Here is a 19,949-nt window from a genome sequence, read left to right as displayed (position 1 = left end):
CTACTTCTTGAGGCGTTGTCGGGCGGTAGTCGCCGCCGTGCTGTCCGGATACTTGGCCACCAGGGCCTCCAGCGTGCCTTTCGCCCCCTTGGCATCGGCGAGTTCCTGCTGGCAGGTGGCCACGTTGAGCAGCGCATCCGGTGCCTTGGGGTTGGCCGGCCACTTGGCGACCACCACACGGTGTGCATCGATCGCCTTCTTGCAGTCACGCAGCGCGTAATGCGCGTTACCCAGCCAGTAGTACGCGCTTGGCGTCAGCGCGCTGTCCGGGTGGGCGCGGGCAAAGGCGTCGAAAGCCGCGGCCGCTTCCTTCAGCTTGTTGGCTCTGAAGAGATTTAGCGCTGCTTCGTACTCGCGCGCTTCGGCGGCCGGATCGCTGGCGGCTGCCTTCCTGGGCGCTTCGACGGGTGGCTTGCTTTCCTCCGCGGGTTTTGCCTCGGCGCTCGTCGCCATCTGGGGCTCGAGCTTGCGCAGACGCCCGTCGAGATCGACATAGAAGTCCTGCTGCCTCTTCCTGGCTGATTCCAGCTCGTAGGTCAGCGTCTCGACCTGTCCACGCAGGCGAGCATTCTCGTCGCGTAGTGTCTGAATCTGGTTGGCGAGCTCGATCTGCCCTTTCGATACCGTATCCAGACGATCATTGGTCTTGATCGACAAGTCCTTGAGCTGGCGCCGCGCTTCGTCGTCGTCAAAGAGGCCGGCCTGCACCGGCGCCGAGCCGAGTGCGAGGAGCAGCAGGACAATCGTCTGGACGCGCTCCCTGCCCAACCAGCCAGCAATGGCCGTCGCTGGCATCCTAGAACTCGCCGCTGTAGAGCATGTCGCCGCGCCGGTTCTGTGCCCAGGCACTCTCGTCGTGCCCTTCATTCTTTGGCTTCTCTTCGCCAAGGCTGACCGACTCCAGCTGATCCTCGCGGGCACCGAGCAGGGTCAGCATCTTGCGCACCGCGTCGGCGCGCTTCTGGCCCAGCGCTAGATTGTATTCGCGACTGCCGCGTTCGTCGGTATTGCCCTGAATCAGCATCTTGAACTGACGATTGTCAGTGAGGAACTTGGCATGGGCGGTTACCAGATCCTTGTATTCGCTCTTGACTTCGTAGCTGTCGAAGTCGAAGTAGACGCTGCGCTTCGAGAGAATGCTCGTCGGGTCGGTCAGCACTGCCGGCAGCCCGCGGCTTTCGACACCGCCGGTGGTGACCGTGGTCACGCCTCCCGACCCGCCGCGCGTCTCGACGGGAGCGCCGCCTGCCTTGTCGCTGCTGTCGGGTGTAGAACTGCAGGCAGCAAGCAGAAGCGCGAGAGCCGCTGGGATGAGGAGTCGTTTCATGGTGTTTCTCCTGCGGAATATTCCGAATCAAAGTGAATCGCTGTTACTTGTTGAAGGGGCTCCACGCCGGTTCGCGAACGTCACCTGCCGAAATGGACAGGCGTTGTTTGATACGGCCGTCGATCGATACCGCAGAGAGTACGCCGCGGCCGCCTTGCTCGGTGGCAATCAGGATCATGCGACCATTCGGCGAAAAGCTGGGTGACTCATCCTTGTGCGAGTCGGTCAGCACCTGCACCTGCTTGCTGGCAAGATCCATCACGCTCAGGCGAAAGCTGCCGTCACGCCGGCTGATGAAGGCCATCGACTTGCCGTCCGGCGACAGCCGCGGAGTCACATTGTAACTGCCTTCGAAGCTCACCCGCTGTGCGTCGCCACCGCCGACGCCGACGCGATAGATCTGCGGGCTGCCGCCACGATCGGATGTGAAATAGACGTACTGTCCATCCGGCGAGAAGTTCGGCTCGGTGTTGATCGCGCTGGCTGTCGTCAGTCGCTGCACACCCGAGCCGTCGGCATTGACGGTGAAGATCTGCGAGCCGCCGTCCTTGCTCAGCACCACAGCCAGTTTGCGGCCGTCCGGCGACCAGGCCGGCGCCGAGTTCGAACCCTTGAAGTTGGCGGCGACAATGCGCTTGCCCGAGGCAAGCGAGTGAACGTAGACAATTGGCTTCTTGTTCTCGAAGGAGACGTAGGCCAGACGGCCGCCGTCGGGCGACCACGAGGGCGAGATGATCGGTTCCTTCGAGATCAGTGCAACCTGCGCGTTCTGTCCATCGGCGTCGGCGATGTGCAGTTCGTAGCGCGAGGCGCTTGCCCTGACCACATAGGCCACACGTGTCGAGAAGATGCCGGGCTCGCCGGTCAGCTTCTCGTAGATGATGTCGGCGATACGATGGCCGGTGGCGCGCAACATCGGCTTCGAGGTCACGAACGCCGAACCGCCGAGAACGCCCGCCTTGTTGACGTCGTAGAGTCGGAAGCGCGCCTCCTTGCGACCGTCGGCACCCTCGCCGATGCTGCCGGCAGCCAGGGCATCGGCGCCCCGGCTCTTCCACTCGTCATAAGCTGGCGTCGATGCCTCGGTCATCGCGGCACCGCTCGTGTCGATCATCTTGAAAAGGCCGCTGCGTTCGAGGTCGGCACGCACGACCGAGGTGACGATACGCGCAGCGCTGGCCTCACCGCCAAACTCGGCAATGGCAACCGGAATGCGGTTGGCACCGGCGCCGGTTATCTCGATCGTCAGTTGGGCCTGCGCGGATCCCTGCAACAGAGCCAGCGCAGCGACCGCCAGCAGGACGATCCGACGAATTGTGGGAACGATGGGAAACATGGGGGAGTCCAGGACAGAATGCGCGATTATATCGCCTCTGAATGTCCGCAATTTGTAACGAAGCGTGATCTTGTTGCGTCGCTTGTGGCAGACGGCAGGCATTTCACCCGTTGCCGGCGGTTGCGTCAGCGATGGCGGACGCTGCGCGAGCGCATGTAGGCGGCAAAAAACCGGGCATCGGTGTTGCGCAGGCGGGCGCGCAGGTCGACCAGAACGCGGCTGTGACCGTGCTTCTCGAGGTCGAGAATGCGTGGCAGCAGCAGGCAGGCCTGCCGCGCCGGGATTTCAACACGAGCGGCGGCATTGTCTTGGGCGAGTTGCGCGGCGACATCGCTGGCCGACTCTGGGTGAGCGACGAGATACCAGGCTGGAAACCAGCTTGCGTCGAGTTCCTCGACGTCCGCCTCAAATGCTTGCCAATCCTGGTCGAGCAGCGAGTCACCGAGGGTCTTGAGCAAGTCCGGGAAGGCGTCGGCAGCGTGCCAGGCGAGCAGGAAAATCGGCAGTCGCGCGCCCTTCAGGCCGACCAGGCGATAGCGGCCGATGGCGCGCCAGCGCAGGACGGCGCGCTGCGTCGAGTGACCGACGATGCTGTTCGCGGCGGCGTCCAGCTCATCGTATGCCTGCGCGCGCAGGAACAGGGCGGCGGCGTGCAGTTCGGGTCGGTCGGGGTCGAACGGATGATCTGCCGCGCGTGCCAGCAGTAGCCAGAAGCGCCTGAGAAAGCCTCCTGCCGCGTGGCCCAGTACCGTGGCAAGAAGTGTGACCCGGGTTTCGAGGAGTTCTCGCAGGGTGGCGATGACCTCCGGCGGCAGCCCCGAAGAACCTGCTTCCCGCAAGCTCTGCAGGAAGAGCGTGAGGAAAGCGTGAAGACTTTCGAATGCCGCCAGATCCCTTTGCGCCGGCGCTTCGGCACGCAGGCGGGAGATGCTCTGCGCGGTGCTGTCGCAGTCGTGCGCACACAAGGTGGTGATCACGTCATTGGCGAGTGTGGTCTCTCGTGAATCGAGGAAGATGTCGAGTTGCTGTGGGCTCAAGTCGATGGTCCGTTTGCAGAGCGCCGGCGCGTTTCGCTAATCGTCTTGCGGCTTGTAGGATAGCCGCAGAACACGCTTGAACAGTTCAGGCTGGGCAGGCTTCGGCAAGGGCGAAGACTTGCGGATAGCCCGCTCGACGGCAGCGTCGAGCGCGGGGTTGCCACTGGATCGGAGAAGCCTTACATCAAGTACGTCACCCGTTGGCAGCTGAGTCACCTCGAACTCGGATTTCGGATTACCCTGAATTCCGGGTGGCAGCGAGACGTTGCCGCGAATCTTGAGGCGAATGCTCTGCTTGTACGCTTCGTCGTCGAGCGACTGCGCGCGTGCCCTTTCTGTCGCCGCTTGTTCGGCCTGGAGTTGCTTGCGCTGTCGCGCCTCGGCTTCGGCGCGGGCACGCTGGTCCTCGGCTGCCTTCTGGTCGGCCTTCAGCTTTTGCACTTCCTTTAGCTCGCGTGCCGCCTCATCGCGAGCATCTGGTCGGCGCTCGGGTTCCGGTTTCCTGGGCTCTTCCTTCCGCGGTGGCTCCTTCGGCTTCGGCTCCTCCTTGCGTGGTGGTTCCTTGGCCTTGGGCTCCTCTTTCTTGGGCAGCTCCTTCGCTTTGGGCTCTTCCTTCTTCGGTAGCTCTTTGGGCTTTGGCTCTTCCTTTTTCGGCGGCTCCTTTGGTTTTCTGTCTTCCTTCAGCGGAATGTCCGGCTTGATCGGTGGTTTGGGCTCCACGCGTGGCTCAGGTTTTGGCAGCGCCTTGGCGATGGGTTTGGGTTCCGGCTTCGGTTCGGGCTTTGGCTCCGGAACAGGTTCCGGCTTCGGAGTCGGCTTCGGTTCAGGTTTGGGTTCCGGCTTCGGCTCGGGTCTTGGCTCCGGCTTGGGCGCGGGTTTCGCTTCCGGTTGCGGCTCGGGTTGGCTGGTGACCATCGGCGCCGGAGCGGCACGCCAGACCTCGACCTCGACCGAGCTTGGCGGCTTGCTCTTCCACTGCACGCCGAGAAAGAGCGCACCGATCAACAGCACATGGACGGTCGCCGAGAGCGCCAGCGATCGCCATTTCGCCGGGTCGTCCTGCGGTGGCCGGATGATGGGCTCGACAGCTTCCACAGATCAGGGACTCACTTGCCCGTCGGCTGAACGAGGAGGCCGATGCGTTTGACCTGTTGCTGCTGCAAGTCGTCCATCACCTTGAGGACGGCTTCATACCTGACCTTCTTGTCGCCGGCAATGACCACTGCTTGTTCGGGGTTCTTCTGCTGCGCGGCACGAATCGCCTGCGACAGCTCCTCGCGCGTCAGCGCGCGCTCCGGCTTGCCGGGGGCAAGCAACGCCAACGTCTGGTCGGCACGCACCAGCACCTGCAGCGCTTCGGCGGGCGGCTGTGCCGCCTTGCCGACCGAAGGCACATCGATGGTGGCGGTGGTCATCATCGGTGCCGTCACCATGAAAATGACCAGCAGCACCAGCATGACGTCGATGTAAGGGACGACGTTGATTTCGTTCTTCAGACGACGCGGACGCATGGCCTTACCTCATCTGCCGTTGCAGGATGTTCGAGAACTCCTCCATGAAGGACTCGAAGCGCGACGAGAGCCGATCGATCTCGTGCGCGAAACGGTTGTAGGCGACCACCGCCGGAATCGCCGCAAACAGGCCGATGGCCGTCGCCACCAGGGCTTCGGCAATGCCGGGAGCGACGGCGGCGAGCGTCGCTTGGCCGACGTTGGAGAGGCCGCGGAAGGAGTGCATGATTCCCCAGACGGTCCCGAACAGGCCGACGTATGGGCTCACCGAGCCGACCGAAGCGAGAAAGGCGAGGTGTGAGTCGATGCTGTCCATCTCGCGCTGGTAGGTCGCACGCATGGCGCGCCGCGAGCCGTCGATCACGTCCTTCGGGTCGAGGTTCTTCTGGCTGCGCAGTTTCGTGAATTCGCGAAAGCCGGCTTCGAAGATGCGCTCCATGTTGCCGGTACTGTGGCGATCGTTGATCGCGCTCTGGTAGAGGCTATTCAGATCCCCACCACTCCAGAAGTCGCGTTCGAACTGCTCGGTCTGCGCGCGCGCTGCTTTCACGGTGAACCACTTGCGGAAGATGTAGTACCAGGACATGAAGGAGACGCCGGCGAGCAGCAGCATGACGGCCTGCACGACGGCACTGGCATTGAGGATGAGGTGCAGAATCGAGAGGTCTTGCGAAACATTCATTGCAGGGCTTCCAGTTTGGACCGCAGGAGAGTGGGGATCGAAGTCGCTTTCATCAGCGCCGAGTTTACACAAACGATGTGGATGGCGGCGCTGACCAGTTCTTCCCAGCCGCCTGCGTTGGCCTCATCGGCGCGCCGGATGTGCTGGCGAAAGAAAATCTGCGCGCGGCTGATTCTCTCCACTTCGAGGCCGACGACCAGTTGATCGTCCAGGCGTGCCGGTTTCAGGTACTCGACGCTGACCCGGCGGACGACGAACGCGATCCCCGGGTCGCGCAGCAAATCCGCCTGCTGATGGCCGATCTCGCGTAGCCATTCGGTACGGCAACGCTCGAAGAATTTCAGATAGTTGGCATAGTAGACGACCCCGCCGGCGTCGGTGTCCTCGTAGTAGATGCGAACCGGAATGGTGAAGGCGTTGGGCTTCTGCTCGTGTTTCATGGCCGAATAGGATTCTAGTGCCGCATGCTGCTGGCGAATGTGAGTGTTTGTGACGACAAGCTTTCGTCGCTCCCGCTCAGGGTGACCGCCAGAGCTCGCCCTGCGCTTCGCCAAGCAGGCTGTCGAGGCCGAGGTGGCGGTAAACCGCCGCCGTCGCGACCCGGCCACGCGGGGTGCGTTGCAGGAAGCCTTGCTGGATCAGGAACGGTTCGAGAACGTCCTCGATCGTATCGCGCGCCTCGCCGATGGCGGCAGCCAGATTGTCGACGCCGACCGGACCGCCACCGAACTTGTCGATGACCGCCGACAGCAGCTTGCGGTCCATCACGTCCAGCCCGCCGTGGTCGACATCGAGCATCAGCAGCGCCAGATCGGCGACTTCGCGCGAGATCTGGCCGTTCGCCCTGACCTCGGCAAAATCGCGCACGCGGCGCAGCAAGCGGTTGGCGATGCGCGGCGTGCCGCGCGAGCGTCGGGCGATTTCCAGCGCTCCCTCCTGATCGATCGGTACCTTGAGGAGCTGCGACGAGCGGGTGACGATCAAAGTCAGTTCTTCGGGCGTGTAGAACTCGAGCCGGGAAACGATCCCGAATCGGTCGCGCAGCGGATTGGTCAGCATGCCGGCGCGCGTCGTCGCACCGACCAGCGTGAAGGGGGGGAGATCGAGCTTGACGGAGCGTGCTGCCGGGCCTTCGCCGATCATGATGTCGATCTGGAAATCTTCCAGCGCCGGATAGAGAATCTCCTCGACGACCGGCGAGAGACGGTGGATTTCGTCGATGAACAGGACGTCGCGCGGTTCGAGGTTGGTCAGAATCGCCGCCAGGTCGCCAGCCCGTTCGAGTACCGGGCCCGATGTCGAGCGCAGGTTGACTCCCATTTCGGCGGCGACGATATGCGCCAGCGTCGTCTTGCCGAGACCCGGTGGACCGAACAGGAGGACATGGTCCAGCGTGTCGTTGCGTCGCCTGGCCGCTTCAATGAAGATCGACAACTGTTCGCGGATTTTTGCCTGTCCGACGTAGTCCGCCAGGCATCGGGGGCGCAGGGCCCGCTCGATGGCTTCTTCCTGAGTCGACTTCGACACCGGCGAAAGCAGGCGGTCAGCGGGTACGCTATCGATGTCGTCGGTTTCGATCATTGGGCAATGCCCTCCCGACTCGCCGGCCGCTCGACGTCGGGACCAGCATGCGCCAGCCATTCACGGATCAGCACCTGACCGAGGGCAAGCAGGGTCGGACCGAGGAACAGGCCGATGAATCCGAAAACGAGAACGCCGCCAAAGACACCGACGACGATCAGCAGCAGCGGCAGGCTGGCAGTGCGTGAAATCAGCACCGGCTTGAGGAAGTTGTCTACGCTGCTGATGCCGAACATTCCCCAGAGCACCATGAAAACGGCCCAGCCGGCTTGGCCTTCGTTGTAGAGCCAGACGGCTGCACCCAGCCAGATCAGCGTGGCACCGACAACCGGGACCATCGAGAAGAAGAAAGTCGCCACGGTCAGGATGACGATGCCCGGCACGCCGGCGATGATGAAGCCGACCATTCCCACTACGGCTTGCGCCGCCGCGGTGCCGACGATTCCTGCCATGACGCCGGTGACCGTTCCCTCGACCAGCGCCAGCATGCGCTCGCCGAGATCGCCGGCGAGCATGCGACTGCCCGTATGCAATGCTTCCACATAGATGTGCGCGTCACGGAAGATGAAGAAAACGAAGAAGATGACCAGCACGAGTTGCAGCAAGCCCTGGGCGAAGAGTGCCACGGCAGCCAGCGCCAGCTTGCGCGTCGGATCGAGGAACTGGCGCAGGAGGTTGTTCATCTCCTCGCGGCTTTCGATCAGTTCGTGCCAGTAACTCGCGATATCGGTGCCGACGATCGGCATGCTGATCAGCCACGCTGGCGGGGTGGCGGGCAGACCATGCTCCATCAGGGGCTTGAGGTAACGAATGGCAATCTCGACACCGTCGGCGAGCGACCCCGACAGCAAGGCCATCGGTGCGACGAGCAGCAGCAGCAGCAAGATCGACACCAGCAGCGCGGCGAGGTTGCTGCGTCCGCGGCAAAGCCTGAGCAGACGGTTGCGGATCGGCAGCGTCGTCACGCAAATGACAATTGCGAAAAGCAGGGTGCCGGTGAACGGCAGCAGCACGGCGATGCAGCCGATCAGCAGCAGCGCGACGAGGGCAATCTGGATGAGTTGTTTATGGCCCGGATTCATTGTCGATTCAGACTCTTGACAGCAGCTTCAGCGCCTGGCGAATGCCGTCGGAGGTGGTCGTCTCATCGGGCAGAAGTTTCATCGCCGCGGCCGCTTCCCGATCATTGTAACCCAGTGCCAGCAGGGCATTGAGAATGTCACTGCGGGCTCCGTCGGCAGGCGCGATGCTCGCTGGCAGCGCGTCGGCGAGCTTCCCCTTGAGCTCGAGCAGGAGACGTTCGGCGGTCTTGGTGCCGATGCCGGGTACTTTGGTCAGGCGTCCGACCTCCTGCCGGGCGACCACCTGTGCCAGGTCGCTCACCGAGAGACCGGAGAGCACCGACAGCGCCAGGCGCGCGCCGACTCCGGAGATCTTCAGCAACTGGCGAAAGGCGAAGCGTTCGGGCTCGCTGGCGAATCCATAGAGAAACTGTCCATCTTCGCGTACGACGAAGTGGGTCAGCAAGCTGACCTGCTCACCGTTGGCCGGCAGGTTGTAGAAAGTGCTCATCGGCACGTCGAGCTCGTAGCCGATGCCGTGCACGTCCAGAACTACCTGCGGTGGGTTCTTTTCCAGGAGGATGCCGCTGAGTCGGCCGATCATGGTGTGTTCTCCTTCATTTTCCGACAATCAGTCGGCCGTTGCGGACGTGCAGACCCGTGCCCGGCAGTCGTCCAAGCCCCTGCCCGCCATGCGCGTGGGCGATCGCACAGGCGAGAGCATCGGCCGCGTCCGGGCTTGGGTCGGCCGACAGCGAGAGCAGGCGGCGCACCATGTGTTGAACCTGCAGCTTGTCGGCGTGGCCATTGCCGACCACTGCCTGCTTGATCTGCAAGGCTGTGTACTCGGCGACCTCGAGGCCGCTGCTGACCAATCCGGTGATTGCCGCGCCGCGCGCCTGGCCGAGCAGCAGGGTCGATTGCGGGTTGACGTTGACGAAGACGATTTCGACGGCCGCCTGGTCGGGTTGGTGCTCGGCCACCAACTCGCGCAAAGCCGCGTGGATCGTTCCCAGGCGGGCAGGCAGCGAAGCCTTCGCGTCGGTTCTGATGCAGCCGCTGGCGAGATAGCCTAGCCGGTTGCCCATCTTGGCGATCAGGCCAAAACCGGTAATGCGCAAGCCCGGGTCCACGCCGAGGATGCGTAGCACGGGCTTTCCTTCGCCGTTCATCGGACCGCCGTGCGCGCCAGATAGACCCCGCTCACCGCCATCACCATACCGGCGAGCGCCAGTCCGGACAGGGTTTCGTCGAAGACCAGCCAGGCGATGATGGCCGTGCTGGGTGGCGTCAGGTAGAAGAGGCTGGCGACGTTCACGGCGCTGCCGCTGCGAATCAGGACATTGAGCAGGCTGATCGCCCCGAACGAAAGCACCAAGACCAGCCATAGCAAGGCAAACGCGAACTGCGGCGTCCACTCGATGTGCATGCTCTCGCTTGCCCACGCTGCCAACGCCGTCAACAGGGCGGTCGGCAGGAACTGGATCAATGAGCCGGTACGCAGGTCGAAGTGCGCGCAGAAACGCTTCTGGTAGAGCGTGCCCAGGGTGATTCCAAGCAGCGCAACGAGCGCCGGCAGCAGCATCGCGGCCAGCGGCACGTGGCCGAGCTTGTTGGCGACGACCAGTGCCACGCCGACAAAGCCGAGGACCAGTCCCAGCCATTGCCGTGGCGACACGCGTTCGCCGAGCAGGAAGCCCGCACCGCAGGCCGTCAACAGCGGCTGCGTGCCGACCACCAGGGCGGTCACGCCCGCCGGCAGGCCATGCTTGATGGCCATGAACACCCCGCCCAGATAGAGCGCGTGCACCAGCAGGCCCGAGACGCCGATGTGCATGATCTGGCGCGGGTCGGCCGGCCAGGGAGCGCGCGTGGCCAGCACCAGAATCGTCATCAGTGCGAGAACCAGGAGGTAGCGGGCGAGCAGGAATGTCAGCGGTTCCGCATACGGCAGGCCGAGCTTGGCGCCGATGAAACCTGTGCTCCACAGGAAGACGAACAGGAGGGGCAGCAGTCGGGAGGGGTGGAGCATGGGGTCGGCTTCTTGACGCAGGGCGGAAGTGTAGCAAGCATCGTGGTCGTGGGGGGCGCCCGCTGCTCGTCGAACAGGCGATCATGGGCCGGTTTCAGCGACAAACCCCGCCGGGGCGGGGTTTGTCGGTGGTCCAGGTGAGTGCGGGAGAGCCGGGCTTACTTCTTCGCCGCGCCGGCATCGGCCTTCTGGGACGTTGCCTCGGCATCCTTCTTCGCTTTCGCCGTCGCGTTCTTGTCGTCGGCCTTGCCTTTCGGGGCTTCGACCTTCGCGGGCTCCGGCTTGACGGCGGGCTTGGTCGCGGCCGGGGCAGCCGGTGCGCTCGCCGCCGCCGGGGTCGCCGGCGTCACGGGTTTGGCCGCGGCTGGCGCAGCCGGCGCGTTCGCCGCCGCCGGGGTGGCTGGTGTCACGGGCTTGGCCGCGGCCGGGGCAGCCGGCGCGCTTGCCGCCGCCGGAGTGGCCGGCGCCATGGGTTTGGCCGCGGGCGGGGCAGCTGGCGCGCTCGCCGCCGTTGGGGTGGCCGGTGCCGCGGGCTTGGCCGGCTCGGTTTTGGCAGCGGGAGCAGGCACCGGTGTTGCTACGGTGCTTCCACCGGCAGCGGTGGGCTTGGCGGCCGCAGCAGCTGGTGCTGCCGCGCTGGTGGCTGCCGGTCTGGCCGCATCACCGGCCGCGGGCTTGGCTGCCGTCGGACCCGTCAGTGTCACGTCGCTCTTCATCTTGCCGAGAACAGCCGGACCAATTCCGGGGACCTTGATCAGATCATCGACAGTCTTGAACTCGCCGTTCTTGGTCCGGTAGTCGATGATCGCCTTGGCCTTCGCCGGGCCAATCCCGGTCAGCATCTGCAACTCCTTCTCGTTGGCGGTGTTGACATTGACCGCGGCAAAGGCGTTTACCGCGATCATCAGCAGACCGACCAACAGGGCAATGAGCTTGTGCATGGATTTCCTCCAGAGTAGATAGGAACGGCAAACCGGCAGGAAACCCTGCGCATGGTGTCCGGCAACTCCAGTCAACGCGCGCGCACCGCTTTTCGTTGACCCGGGCGGGCGAGTCCGTGCGCCAGCGTTGTCGACAGGTCACGGTCGCCTGCGCCAAAGCGACCAGCGTGGCCTATTTGCGCAGTGGTCGGCGATAGCCAAGGGCCTGTGAGATCTGGTTGGCGGTTGCCTTGATCGGCGTCACCCAGTCGGGGTTATGACGGTCGGTGGGCGCTGATATGGACAGTCCGGCGACCAGTTGACCTTCGTCGTTGCGAATCGGCGCGGCGACGCAGCGCAGGCCGACCTCGGCCTCCTCGTTGTCGTAGGCGACTTCGTGGCGACGGATCTTGTCGAGTTCCTTTTCGAGCGCATCGATACGGGTCAGCGAGTGCGGTGTCTCGCCCGGCAGACCGGTCCGCCGCGCGTAGGCGCGCACGTCGGCCACCCCGTCGGCCGCCAGAAAAAGCTTGCCAACCGACGTGAGGTGCAGCGGCGCGCGGCCGCCGACCAAGTAGACCACGCGCACCAGCGAGCGGCCGCTGGACGTGCGCTCGACGTAAATGATCTCGTCCTCGTGACGAATGCCGAGGTTGACGGCCTCGCCAACGACCTCGTGCAACTGCTGCATGTACGGCAGGGCGAGCTGGCGAATGCCGATCCGCGACTTGACGATGTTGCCCAGTTCGAGCAAACGGATGCCGAGGGAGTAGGTTCCCGCTTCGTGGCGCTCAACCAGTGCGGTGCTGGTCATCGCTGCCAGAATGCGATGGGCGGTCGATGGGTGGAGTCCGCTGGTCTTCGCGAGGACCTTGAGACTTGCCGGTTCCGGCAGGTCGGCCAGCACGTCGAGCAGCGACATCATCCGTTCGATGACCTGAATCGACGCCTTTTCTGCCTGTTGTTCGGCCATGGCCTTTCCGTCCAACCTTCCGTTTTGCTCGCTGGCGGAATACTATTGGGCGCTCCGCCGATCGCCCGCTGCACCTTGTGCGCCGCAATATCTTACCATCATGCGCGTATCGCTGTTCGTCACCTGCCTGGCACGCGGCCGATCAACGAGAGCCCTTGCCGAGGAGTGCCATGACCGAGAGTGACGAAATGCTGGCCATTCCGCTGTGGATCAACGGCCACGCCTATTTGACGATGGCGCCGGCCTTTTTCGATGTGCGCGATCCCCGTAGTGGCCGGGTGAGGCGGCGAACGCCGTTGTGCGGTGCCGCCGAAGCGCAGGCGGCGGTCGCCTCGGCAGGCAGCGCCTTGCCATCCTGGGCGGCACGAACGACGGTCGAGCGCGCGCAGTTGCTGACGCTGGTCGGCGATGCCCTGGCCGGATACGCGTCGCACTTTGCCCATTTGATCGCCGAGGAAACCGGCAAGCCTGGCGAGGCCGCGGCGGCCGAGGTGAGCGATGCCGTGGCCCTGCTGCGCACGACAAGTGCTGACGGTGGGGCAGCCGGTGGCATCGTCGCAGTCGTCAGCGACGATGCCGCGCCCTTGCTCGGTCTGCTGCAAGCTGCCTGCCCGGCGCTGCTGGCCGGCGCAGCGGTGGTCCTCAAGCCCAGCCCGAAGGCGCCGTCGGCTGCCTTCGCGCTCGCCGAACTGACCGCACGCAGCGGCTTCCCGGCCGGCGTCGTCAACGTCCTGCACGGCGATCTGGCGGCCATCGAGGGTCTCTGTGCGGCGACCGCGGTGAGCGTCCTGCTGTTTACCGGCGACCCGGCGCTCGGCGCCGCCGTCCGTGCTATCGCAGCCGGCCACGGCAAGCCTTTCAGGGGTTGAGTCATGCACCGCATCGTCTACCTCGAGCGTGAGTCGATTATCGCCGATGTCCGCCGGCCGGATTTTCCCCATCACTGGGTCGAACACGCGCAGAGCTTGCAGGTCCAGGTCGCGGAGCGGCTTGCTGGGGCGACGATCGCGATCGTCAACAAGCTCACGCTCGGCGGCGAATTGATCGCCGCGCTGCCGGCGTTGCAGATGGTCGCCGTGGCGGCGACCGGTACCAACAACGTCGACCTCGAAGCCTGCCGAGCCCGGCGCATCGTCGTCTCGAACATCCGCGGCTACGCCGAACATACGGTTCCCGAGCATGTCTTCGCGCTGCTGCTGGCGCTTTCGCGCAATGTGCTCGCCTACCGACAGGCGGTGGCCGCCGGCAAGTGGCAAGCGTCCGAGCAGTTCTGCTTCTTCGATTTCCCGATCCGCGATCTGCACGGCGCAACGCTGGCGCTGGTCGGTAGCGGCAGCCTCGGTAGGGGCGTTGCTCGCCTGGCCGAGGCCTTCGGCATGCGCGTCCTGCGCTGCGAGCGCAAGGGCGCGTCCGCGGTACGTGCCGGCTATACGCCGTTCGCCGAGGCCTTGCGCGTGGCCGACGCGATCTCGCTGCATTGCCCGCTGAACGCGGAAACGACGCATCTGATCGGCGAGCCTGAACTGCGCGCGATGAAACGTTCGGCCTTGCTGATCAACAGCGCGCGTGGCGGTCTCGTCGACGAGACCGCTCTGGCGAGGGCGCTGCAGGAGGGCTGGATCGCCGGTGCCGGCTTCGACGTGCTGAGCGTCGAACCGCCAGGCGCCGGCAACGTCCTGTTGGCACCGGACCTGCTGGCGCTGCCCAACTTTCTGCTGACCCCGCATGTTGCCTGGGCGAGTCGGCCGGCGATGCAGTCTCTCGCCGATCAACTGACCGCCAACCTCGAAGCCTTCGCGCGCGGCGAACCGCAGAACCGGGTCGCCTGAGGCGATGCGCCGCTGGTGGCTGTCGCTCTTGCTGCTCGCCTGCGTCGCGAGTGCGCGCGGCGCCGACACGACGACGGTCGCCGCCGCGGCCGACCTGACCTTCGCCCTCGGCGAAATCGCCGCCACCTACGAAAGAGACACCGGCAACAGGATTCGCATCTCGTTCGGTTCTTCCGGCAACCTCGCGCGTCAGATTCCCCAGGGAGCGCCTGTCGACCTGTTCCTGGCGGCCGACGAGGAGGACATCTTCCGGCTGGCGGCGCAGGGTTTTCTGCGCGACCGGGGTCGGCTGTACGCTATCGGTCGTATCGCGCTGCTGGCACCGCACGGCTCGCCGTTGCCTGTCGATGGCGAACTGCAAGGCCTGGCCGCCGCGCTTGCCGACGGCCGTCTGCAACGCCTGGCGATCGCCAACCCCGAGCACGCTCCCTACGGACGTGCCGCGCGCGCTGCGCTCGAGCGCGCCGGCCTGTGGCAGCCGCTGCAGGGGCGGCTGGTCCTCGGCGACAACGTGGCGCAGGCGGCCCGTTTCGCGCTCAGCGGCTCGGCGCAAGGTGGCATCGTCGCCTGGTCGCTGGTCCGCTCGCCGGAACTGGCCAAGCGCGGCCTGGCGGCGCTGATTCCCGAGAGTTGGCACCCGCCGCTGCGCCAGCGGATGGCCTTGACGCGCCACGCCAGCGAAGGCGCCGAGCGCTTCTACGACTACCTGCAACAACCGGCGGCGCGCGCCGTCTTCGAACGCTACGGCTTCTCGCTGCCGGCCAGGTGATCGGTCGCTGATGGACTGGCAAGCCCTTTCGCTGTCGCTGCAACTCGCTGCCGCCACCGTGCTGTTGCTGCTGCCGCTGGGCATCTGTCTGGCACGTCTGCTGGCGTGGTCGCGATTTCGCGGCCAGGGGGCGCTGGAGGCGGCGATCCTGCTGCCACTGGTCCTGCCGCCGACGGTTCTCGGCTATTACCTGCTGCTCGGTTTCGGCAATGCTTCGTCGCTGGGCCAGATCTATCATGCGCTGACCGGACGGGCGCTGGTGTTTACCTTCGACGGTCTGCTCGCTGCGTCTCTGATCTTCAATCTGCCCTTCGCCGTGCAACCGATGCAGCGGGCCTTCGCTGCGATTCCGCGCGAAGTGCGCGAAGCGGCGTGGGTTTCCGGGCTATCGCGCTGGCAGACCTTTCTGCGCGTCGAACTGCCGCTCGCCTGGCCGGGGATCGCGGCCGCATTGGCGCTTACCTTCGCCCACACGCTCGGCGAGTTCGGCGTCGTGCTGATGGTCGGCGGCAGTCTGCCGGGCGAGACGAGGACCATCGCCATCGCCATCTACGACCAGGCGCAGGCATTCAACGATTCGGCCGCCGCCGCCATGTCGGCGCTGCTCCTGGCACTCTCGTTCATCGCCGTTGCTCTGGTCAGCCGGCTGGGACGTTCGCTGGGCCGCCGATGAGCCTGCTCGCCCGCCTCGAGCAGTCGGCTCCGATCCCGCTGGCCGCCGACATCGCCTGCGAGCGGGGCGAACTGCTGGCGCTGGTGGGGCCGTCGGGCAGTGGCAAGTCGACCATCCTGCGTTGCCTCGCCGGGCTGCACCGACCCGCGGGTGGCTACGTGCGCTGCGGCGACGCCACCTGGTTCGACGCCGCGCGCGGCATCGATGTGACGCCGCAAGGGCGCCGCGTCGGCTTCGTCTTTCAACACTACGCGCTGTTTCCGCATCTGACGGCACTCGCCAACGTGACGCTGGCGCTGCAGCATCTGGCGCCGGGCGAGCGATCGGCAAAGGCACGCGAGTGGCTGGCGCGCGCCAATCTCGAAGGTCTCGAGGCACGCCGCCCGGCCGAATTGTCGGGCGGCCAGCAGCAGCGCGTGGCGATCGCCCGCGCCTTGGCGCGCGATCCGCAGGTGCTGCTGCTGGACGAGCCGTTTTCGGCCGTCGATCAGGTCACCCGCCGCAAGTTGCTGCGCCAGCTCATCCACTTGCGGCGCTCGTTGCCGATCCCGATCGTTCTCGTGACCCACGACCTCGAAGAGGCGAGTCTGCTGGCCGACCGGATGACTGTCCTGCACCACGGCCGCACGCTCCAGACGGCGGCACCGGACGAGATGCTGGCGCGACCGGCAAGCGCACTGGTGGCACGCCTGACCGACCAGCCGAACCTGTTTGCCGGCAAGGTGCTCGAGCAATCGCCGGAGACCGCGACGACCGTCATCGACTGGCTGGGCCAGCCGCTGCTGGCGCCGTATCACGCGGGTTTTGCGGTCGGTGACACGGTCTCCTGGATGGTCCCCGAGGCGGCTGTCGTCCTCGTCCGCGAGCACCAGAGCGATCGTGAGAATACGGTCGCTGCATGCGTCAGCGAAAGACTCGCCTGGCGCGGCCACGCGACGGTGAGCGCGCGCGTCGCCGGTCGCCGCGACGCGACGCTGTCCTTCGCCATTGGCGCTTCGGTGGCGCAGCGGCGAGGGATCATCCCCGGCGCCAGTATCCTGCTGCAGTTGCAGAAATCCGCCGTGCGCCTGCTTCCTGCGGAGGAGGCGAGCCGCGCGCCAGCCAGCGGTCGAGGCGATGTTTCGCCATGACGCCTTCCGGTCACCCCGACCCTGCTGCGCCGTGACCGCAGCGCGCTCCCGCGTCGGACGCCGAACGCATCCCGCTGAATCGCGGCACACCTGACGCAAGCCGATGGAACAGCGAACGCCTCCCGGTCTCTCCGCCTTTGCCTTGATGATCCTGCTCTGCGCGACCTGGGGCTACCAGCAGGTCAGCATCAAGATCGCCAGCGAAGGCATCAGCCCGGTGCTCCAGTCGGGGTTGCGCTCGGCTATCGCCCTGCTGCTCCTGACGCTCTGGGCGCGCTGGCGTGGCCTGGCATTCTGGCAGCGCGACGGCACCTTGCGCATGGGTCTCCTCGCGGGGCTGCTGTTCGCGATCGAGTTCCTCTTCATCTACCTTGGGCTCGCCTACACGACGGCTTCGCGCATGATCGTCTTTCTCTATACCGCTCCGTGCCTGACCGTGCTCGGGCTGCACTGGTGCGTGCCGGGCGAACAACTGCGCTGGCGACATCTCGGCGGCATCTCGCTCGCCTTCGCCGGCATCGTCCTGGCATTTGCCGGCAAGGGCGGTGCTCGTCCGAACGCCTGGATCGGCGATGTGCTGGGAGTGCTGGCCGCAGTCGGTTGGGCGGCGACGACGGTTCTGATCCGGGCGAGCAAGCTGGCGAGCATCAGCGCCACCCGTGTCCTCTTCTATCAGCTCGCCACGTCGACCGCTCTCCTGCTGCCGATCGCCCCCTTGGTCGGCGAGGCAACGATCGGCGCACTCACCTTGCCGGTGGTGCTGGCGCTGGCCTATCAGGGCGTCATCGTCGCCTTTGCCAGTTACCTCACCTGGTTCTGGCTGCTCACCCGTCACCTCACCGGCCGACTGATGGTGTTCTCGTTCCTGACGCCGCTTTTCGGCGTCGCCTTCGGCGTGTTGTTCCTCGGCGAGCGGCTGACGACAAGCTTCATCGTCGCCGCCATCTGCGTGGCGACCGGCATCGTGCTGGTCAACCTGCCGGCAGCAGGCAGTTGCGACCATCGCCAGTGAGTGCGGGAGCAGTAGCGCCTGGCGGACGTTCCGACCTGCGCTGATGGCCCCAGGGGGCGGCCACCACTACCTTCGGCTGTCGTGAACCGGCGCCAATCGGCAAGACGGCGCCCGTATTTCCTGTAGACTCGTGAACGCAGCATCCACGGAGCGAGTTCATGGTCGAGGCTCACCATCAGGTGTCTTCGGTAGCACAGGTGATACAACTTGCGGTCGCGCCGGTCTTCCTGCTGGCCGGCGTCGGTGCGCTCCTGGCCGTTCTGACCAATCGCCTGGGACGCGTGATCGACCGATTCCACGTTCTCGACAAGGCCTTGCCTGCGGGATCGACCGAGGTGGAAAGTGCCGGCGATCTGGCAACCAAGATCTCCCTGTCGCGGCGGGCGAAACTCATTCACTGGGCGATCATCCTGTGCACGGTCTGCGACCTGCTCGTCTGCCTGGTCGTCGTCGCCCTGTTCGTTGGCGCCGAACTGCGGATAGATCTCTCGAGTACCATTGCCGTCCTCTTCGTGGCGGCAATGGCCAGCCTGATTGCCGGACTGGCCTGTTTCCTGAGGGAAATCGCTCTGGCCACCAGCTTCATCGAAAACCTACACGCTTCGCGCACTACCAACCGGGAGAAGAGCTAGTGTGTCAGATGCCTTGCCGACGGTGCGCCGCCAGACATTCGCAATGACCTGATTGGCGTTGGGCGCCGCTGTCATCCGACGACGGCCTGCGGCGTTACTTGGCTCATGAAAACGCCAATCACCTCTCTCTGCCTCGCGCTCTGCCTCGCGCTGGGCGCTTCCGCCCCCGCTTTCGCCGACCACCGGTATGACGGTGGTTACCGCGACGGGTATTACGAACCACCGCGGCATAGGCATCATCATGAGGGGCGCTACCGGAACGACTACCGCGCTGAGCGCTGGGTTGCTCCGGCGGCCATCGTGGCGCTTACCGGCATAGCCGCCGGCGTCGCGGCTTCGGCATACTACGCGCCGCGCCCGGTCTATGTGGCGCCACCACAGCCGGTCTACGTGGAGCCACCGCGGCCCGTTTACGTGGTGCCCGCGCGTCCGGTCTATACCGTGCCGGCGCAACCGGTGTACGCCGCGCCGGCAGTCGGCTATTGGGGCTACTGAGAAGATTGCGGGCCAGCCTGCGCCGTACGCTCGCCGACCGTCGAGGCGATGCTGGGGGATCAGGTACGGGCTGATGCCGCGTTGCCCCTGTTCCTGAGCGCGCCGGTGCAGCTTCCCGGCAGGGCCTCATGACGTCGGCGGCCTGCCGCCTGCTGTGCGGCCTCAGTGTCCAGGGCTCGCTGTCCGCGTGCGTCGCGGCCGCATCGGCCTACCCTTTCCTGGTGACGTTCGAGCACAGCGGCGGCGCCTACACTCTGTCGTCCAGAAACGGCTGGGCAGCGGCGAAGGCTTCACCAGGGTTTCGCTGCCGGTTCGCTTCTACACCGGCAATCCCGCTCGATCCTTCGTACCCCGCTACCGGTAAACGGTGACCGCCGACTACCAGTAACGCACCTTGCCGGTGTCGAGATGGACGAACTTGCTGCGCGGGTAGAAACCGACTCCTCCGGCCTGTAGCGACATTGCCGCATCGCGGACATCGGCCAGCGGCACGCCATCGATGCGGATGTCGATCGCCCGTCCTTCCATGTGCAGGCTCTGCCGGGCAACCCCGCCGCCGCCGGAGTTGCGCAGGCGGGTGTTGGTGGCGGCGCAGCGATAGCCGGAGATGACCTCGAAAGGCTGCGTGCAACCAAGTTCGCGCCGGGTCTCGAAAAGGAGATCGAAAAGTTGTGGGTCGATCGAGCCGACTTCCCCGGAATAATGGTCGCGCAGGAAATGGTTGAGCTTTCTCAACCCGTCGTCCACGTACCGGTCGCCGACGGCGAACACGACGGAAAGGCGTTCGCCGGTATGTGTGTGATCGAATTCGAGGCGGCGTGCCTGCGGCAGGGCGGCCAGCGCTGGTCTGGTCAAGGGTGTGATCGCCCCGGCAATGACCAGCCGGGTCGCGTGACCGAGGAAGATCCGCCGAGGGTGCTTGTTGGACTTCAACATGACTGTCTGGTAC

General features: G+C 65.4%; 24 protein-coding genes. 8 read left to right on the top strand and 16 right to left on the bottom strand.

Annotated elements, in window-relative coordinates; genetic code table 11:
• The 15 genes from ybgF to CAP2UW1_RS20925 form a co-directional block, all read right to left on the bottom strand.
• Window positions 1-795, bottom strand: a complete 795-nt coding sequence (gene ybgF / locus CAP2UW1_RS20995; RefSeq protein WP_015768627.1) for a tol-pal system protein YbgF — start codon at window positions 793-795, stop codon at window positions 1-3.
• A gap of 1 nt (window position 796) precedes the next feature.
• Window positions 797-1,327, bottom strand: coding sequence for a peptidoglycan-associated lipoprotein Pal (gene pal / locus CAP2UW1_RS20990; protein ID WP_015768626.1), 531 nt, complete (start codon window positions 1,325-1,327; stop codon window positions 797-799).
• Window positions 1,328-1,370: 43 nt separating this feature from the next.
• The gene (gene tolB, locus CAP2UW1_RS20985) at window positions 1,371-2,663 is read right to left on the bottom strand and encodes a Tol-Pal system beta propeller repeat protein TolB (RefSeq protein ID WP_015768625.1); all 1,293 of its coding nucleotides are present in this window, start codon (window positions 2,661-2,663) and stop codon (window positions 1,371-1,373) included.
• A 125-nt stretch (window positions 2,664-2,788) separates the two neighbouring features.
• Window positions 2,789-3,700: a hypothetical protein gene (locus CAP2UW1_RS20980; RefSeq protein ID WP_015768624.1), complete on the bottom strand. Its 912-nt coding sequence runs from the start codon at window positions 3,698-3,700 to the stop codon at window positions 2,789-2,791.
• Between the two features lie 36 nt (window positions 3,701-3,736).
• On the bottom strand, window positions 3,737-4,795 hold the full coding sequence (tolA, locus tag CAP2UW1_RS20975) for a cell envelope integrity protein TolA (RefSeq protein ID WP_015768623.1): 1,059 nt from the start codon (window positions 4,793-4,795) through the stop codon (window positions 3,737-3,739).
• A gap of 11 nt (window positions 4,796-4,806) precedes the next feature.
• A complete protein-coding gene (tolR, locus tag CAP2UW1_RS20970) occupies window positions 4,807-5,211 on the bottom strand; it encodes a protein TolR (RefSeq protein WP_015768622.1) in 405 nt (134 codons plus the stop codon).
• Window positions 5,212-5,215: 4 nt separating this feature from the next.
• Window positions 5,216-5,893: a protein TolQ gene (tolQ, locus tag CAP2UW1_RS20965; protein ID WP_015768621.1), complete on the bottom strand. Its 678-nt coding sequence runs from the start codon at window positions 5,891-5,893 to the stop codon at window positions 5,216-5,218.
• Entirely contained in the window at window positions 5,890-6,333 is a 444-nt protein-coding gene (gene ybgC, locus CAP2UW1_RS20960) for a tol-pal system-associated acyl-CoA thioesterase (RefSeq protein WP_015768620.1), read from the bottom strand. Before ybgC ends, tolQ begins: the two co-directional genes overlap by 4 nt.
• 76 nt (window positions 6,334-6,409) lie before the next feature.
• On the bottom strand, window positions 6,410-7,474 hold the full coding sequence (gene ruvB / locus CAP2UW1_RS20955; protein WP_015768619.1) for a Holliday junction branch migration DNA helicase RuvB: 1,065 nt from the start codon (window positions 7,472-7,474) through the stop codon (window positions 6,410-6,412).
• Window positions 7,471-8,556, bottom strand: coding sequence for an AI-2E family transporter (locus tag CAP2UW1_RS20950; RefSeq protein WP_015768618.1), 1,086 nt, complete (start codon window positions 8,554-8,556; stop codon window positions 7,471-7,473). The genes ruvB and CAP2UW1_RS20950 overlap by 4 nt, the downstream gene beginning before the upstream one ends.
• A gap of 7 nt (window positions 8,557-8,563) precedes the next feature.
• Window positions 8,564-9,139, bottom strand: coding sequence for a Holliday junction branch migration protein RuvA (gene ruvA, locus CAP2UW1_RS20945; RefSeq protein ID WP_015768617.1), 576 nt, complete (start codon window positions 9,137-9,139; stop codon window positions 8,564-8,566).
• A 13-nt stretch (window positions 9,140-9,152) separates the two neighbouring features.
• Window positions 9,153-9,707 carry a crossover junction endodeoxyribonuclease RuvC gene (gene ruvC / locus CAP2UW1_RS20940; RefSeq protein ID WP_015768616.1) on the bottom strand — a complete coding sequence of 185 codons (555 nt, stop codon included), beginning with the start codon at window positions 9,705-9,707 and terminating at the stop codon, window positions 9,153-9,155.
• A complete protein-coding gene (locus tag CAP2UW1_RS20935) occupies window positions 9,704-10,567 on the bottom strand; it encodes a DMT family transporter (protein ID WP_015768615.1) in 864 nt (287 codons plus the stop codon). The genes ruvC and CAP2UW1_RS20935 overlap by 4 nt, the downstream gene beginning before the upstream one ends.
• 158 nt (window positions 10,568-10,725) lie before the next feature.
• Complete coding sequence (locus CAP2UW1_RS26270) at window positions 10,726-11,508, bottom strand: ComEA family DNA-binding protein (protein ID WP_015768614.1); 783 nt, start codon at window positions 11,506-11,508, stop codon at window positions 10,726-10,728.
• A 172-nt stretch (window positions 11,509-11,680) separates the two neighbouring features.
• On the bottom strand, window positions 11,681-12,460 hold the full coding sequence (locus tag CAP2UW1_RS20925) for an IclR family transcriptional regulator (protein ID WP_015768613.1): 780 nt from the start codon (window positions 12,458-12,460) through the stop codon (window positions 11,681-11,683).
• 170 nt (window positions 12,461-12,630) lie between these two features.
• On the opposite strand from CAP2UW1_RS20925, the gene CAP2UW1_RS20920 reads away from it, so the two are divergent.
• From CAP2UW1_RS20920 to CAP2UW1_RS25805, 8 genes are all read left to right on the top strand, one after another.
• Window positions 12,631-13,329: an aldehyde dehydrogenase family protein gene (locus CAP2UW1_RS20920; protein WP_015768612.1), complete on the top strand. Its 699-nt coding sequence runs from the start codon at window positions 12,631-12,633 to the stop codon at window positions 13,327-13,329.
• A 3-nt stretch (window positions 13,330-13,332) separates the two neighbouring features.
• Window positions 13,333-14,289 carry a D-2-hydroxyacid dehydrogenase gene (locus tag CAP2UW1_RS20915; RefSeq protein ID WP_015768611.1) on the top strand — a complete coding sequence of 319 codons (957 nt, stop codon included), beginning with the start codon at window positions 13,333-13,335 and terminating at the stop codon, window positions 14,287-14,289.
• Between the two features lie 4 nt (window positions 14,290-14,293).
• Window positions 14,294-15,058 (top strand): molybdate ABC transporter substrate-binding protein, encoded by a 765-nt coding sequence (gene modA, locus CAP2UW1_RS20910; protein ID WP_015768610.1) that lies wholly within the window; start codon window positions 14,294-14,296, stop codon window positions 15,056-15,058.
• A 10-nt stretch (window positions 15,059-15,068) separates the two neighbouring features.
• A complete protein-coding gene (gene modB, locus CAP2UW1_RS20905) occupies window positions 15,069-15,731 on the top strand; it encodes a molybdate ABC transporter permease subunit (protein ID WP_015768609.1) in 663 nt (220 codons plus the stop codon).
• Window positions 15,728-16,861: an ABC transporter ATP-binding protein gene (locus CAP2UW1_RS20900; RefSeq protein ID WP_015768608.1), complete on the top strand. Its 1,134-nt coding sequence runs from the start codon at window positions 15,728-15,730 to the stop codon at window positions 16,859-16,861. Before modB ends, CAP2UW1_RS20900 begins: the two co-directional genes overlap by 4 nt.
• A gap of 103 nt (window positions 16,862-16,964) precedes the next feature.
• Window positions 16,965-17,873 (top strand): DMT family transporter, encoded by a 909-nt coding sequence (locus CAP2UW1_RS20895; RefSeq protein WP_015768607.1) that lies wholly within the window; start codon window positions 16,965-16,967, stop codon window positions 17,871-17,873.
• A gap of 158 nt (window positions 17,874-18,031) precedes the next feature.
• Window positions 18,032-18,505, top strand: coding sequence for a DUF2721 domain-containing protein (locus tag CAP2UW1_RS20890; RefSeq protein ID WP_015768606.1), 474 nt, complete (start codon window positions 18,032-18,034; stop codon window positions 18,503-18,505).
• 105 nt (window positions 18,506-18,610) lie between these two features.
• Window positions 18,611-19,000, top strand: a complete 390-nt coding sequence (locus CAP2UW1_RS25805; protein WP_015768605.1) for a hypothetical protein — start codon at window positions 18,611-18,613, stop codon at window positions 18,998-19,000.
• Between the two features lie 378 nt (window positions 19,001-19,378).
• Here the strand turns inward: CAP2UW1_RS25805 and CAP2UW1_RS20880 are convergent, their stop codons facing one another.
• Complete coding sequence (locus CAP2UW1_RS20880; RefSeq protein ID WP_015768604.1) at window positions 19,379-19,936, bottom strand: YcbK family protein; 558 nt, start codon at window positions 19,934-19,936, stop codon at window positions 19,379-19,381.
• Window positions 19,937-19,949: the final 13 nt, after the last annotated feature.

It is taken from the genome of Candidatus Accumulibacter phosphatis, assembly GCF_000024165.1.
GTDB lineage: Bacteria > Pseudomonadota > Gammaproteobacteria > Burkholderiales > Rhodocyclaceae > Accumulibacter > Accumulibacter phosphatis.
The sequence above is the reverse complement of the archived record's forward strand: the minus strand, read 5'-3'. Positions and strand labels throughout refer to the sequence as shown.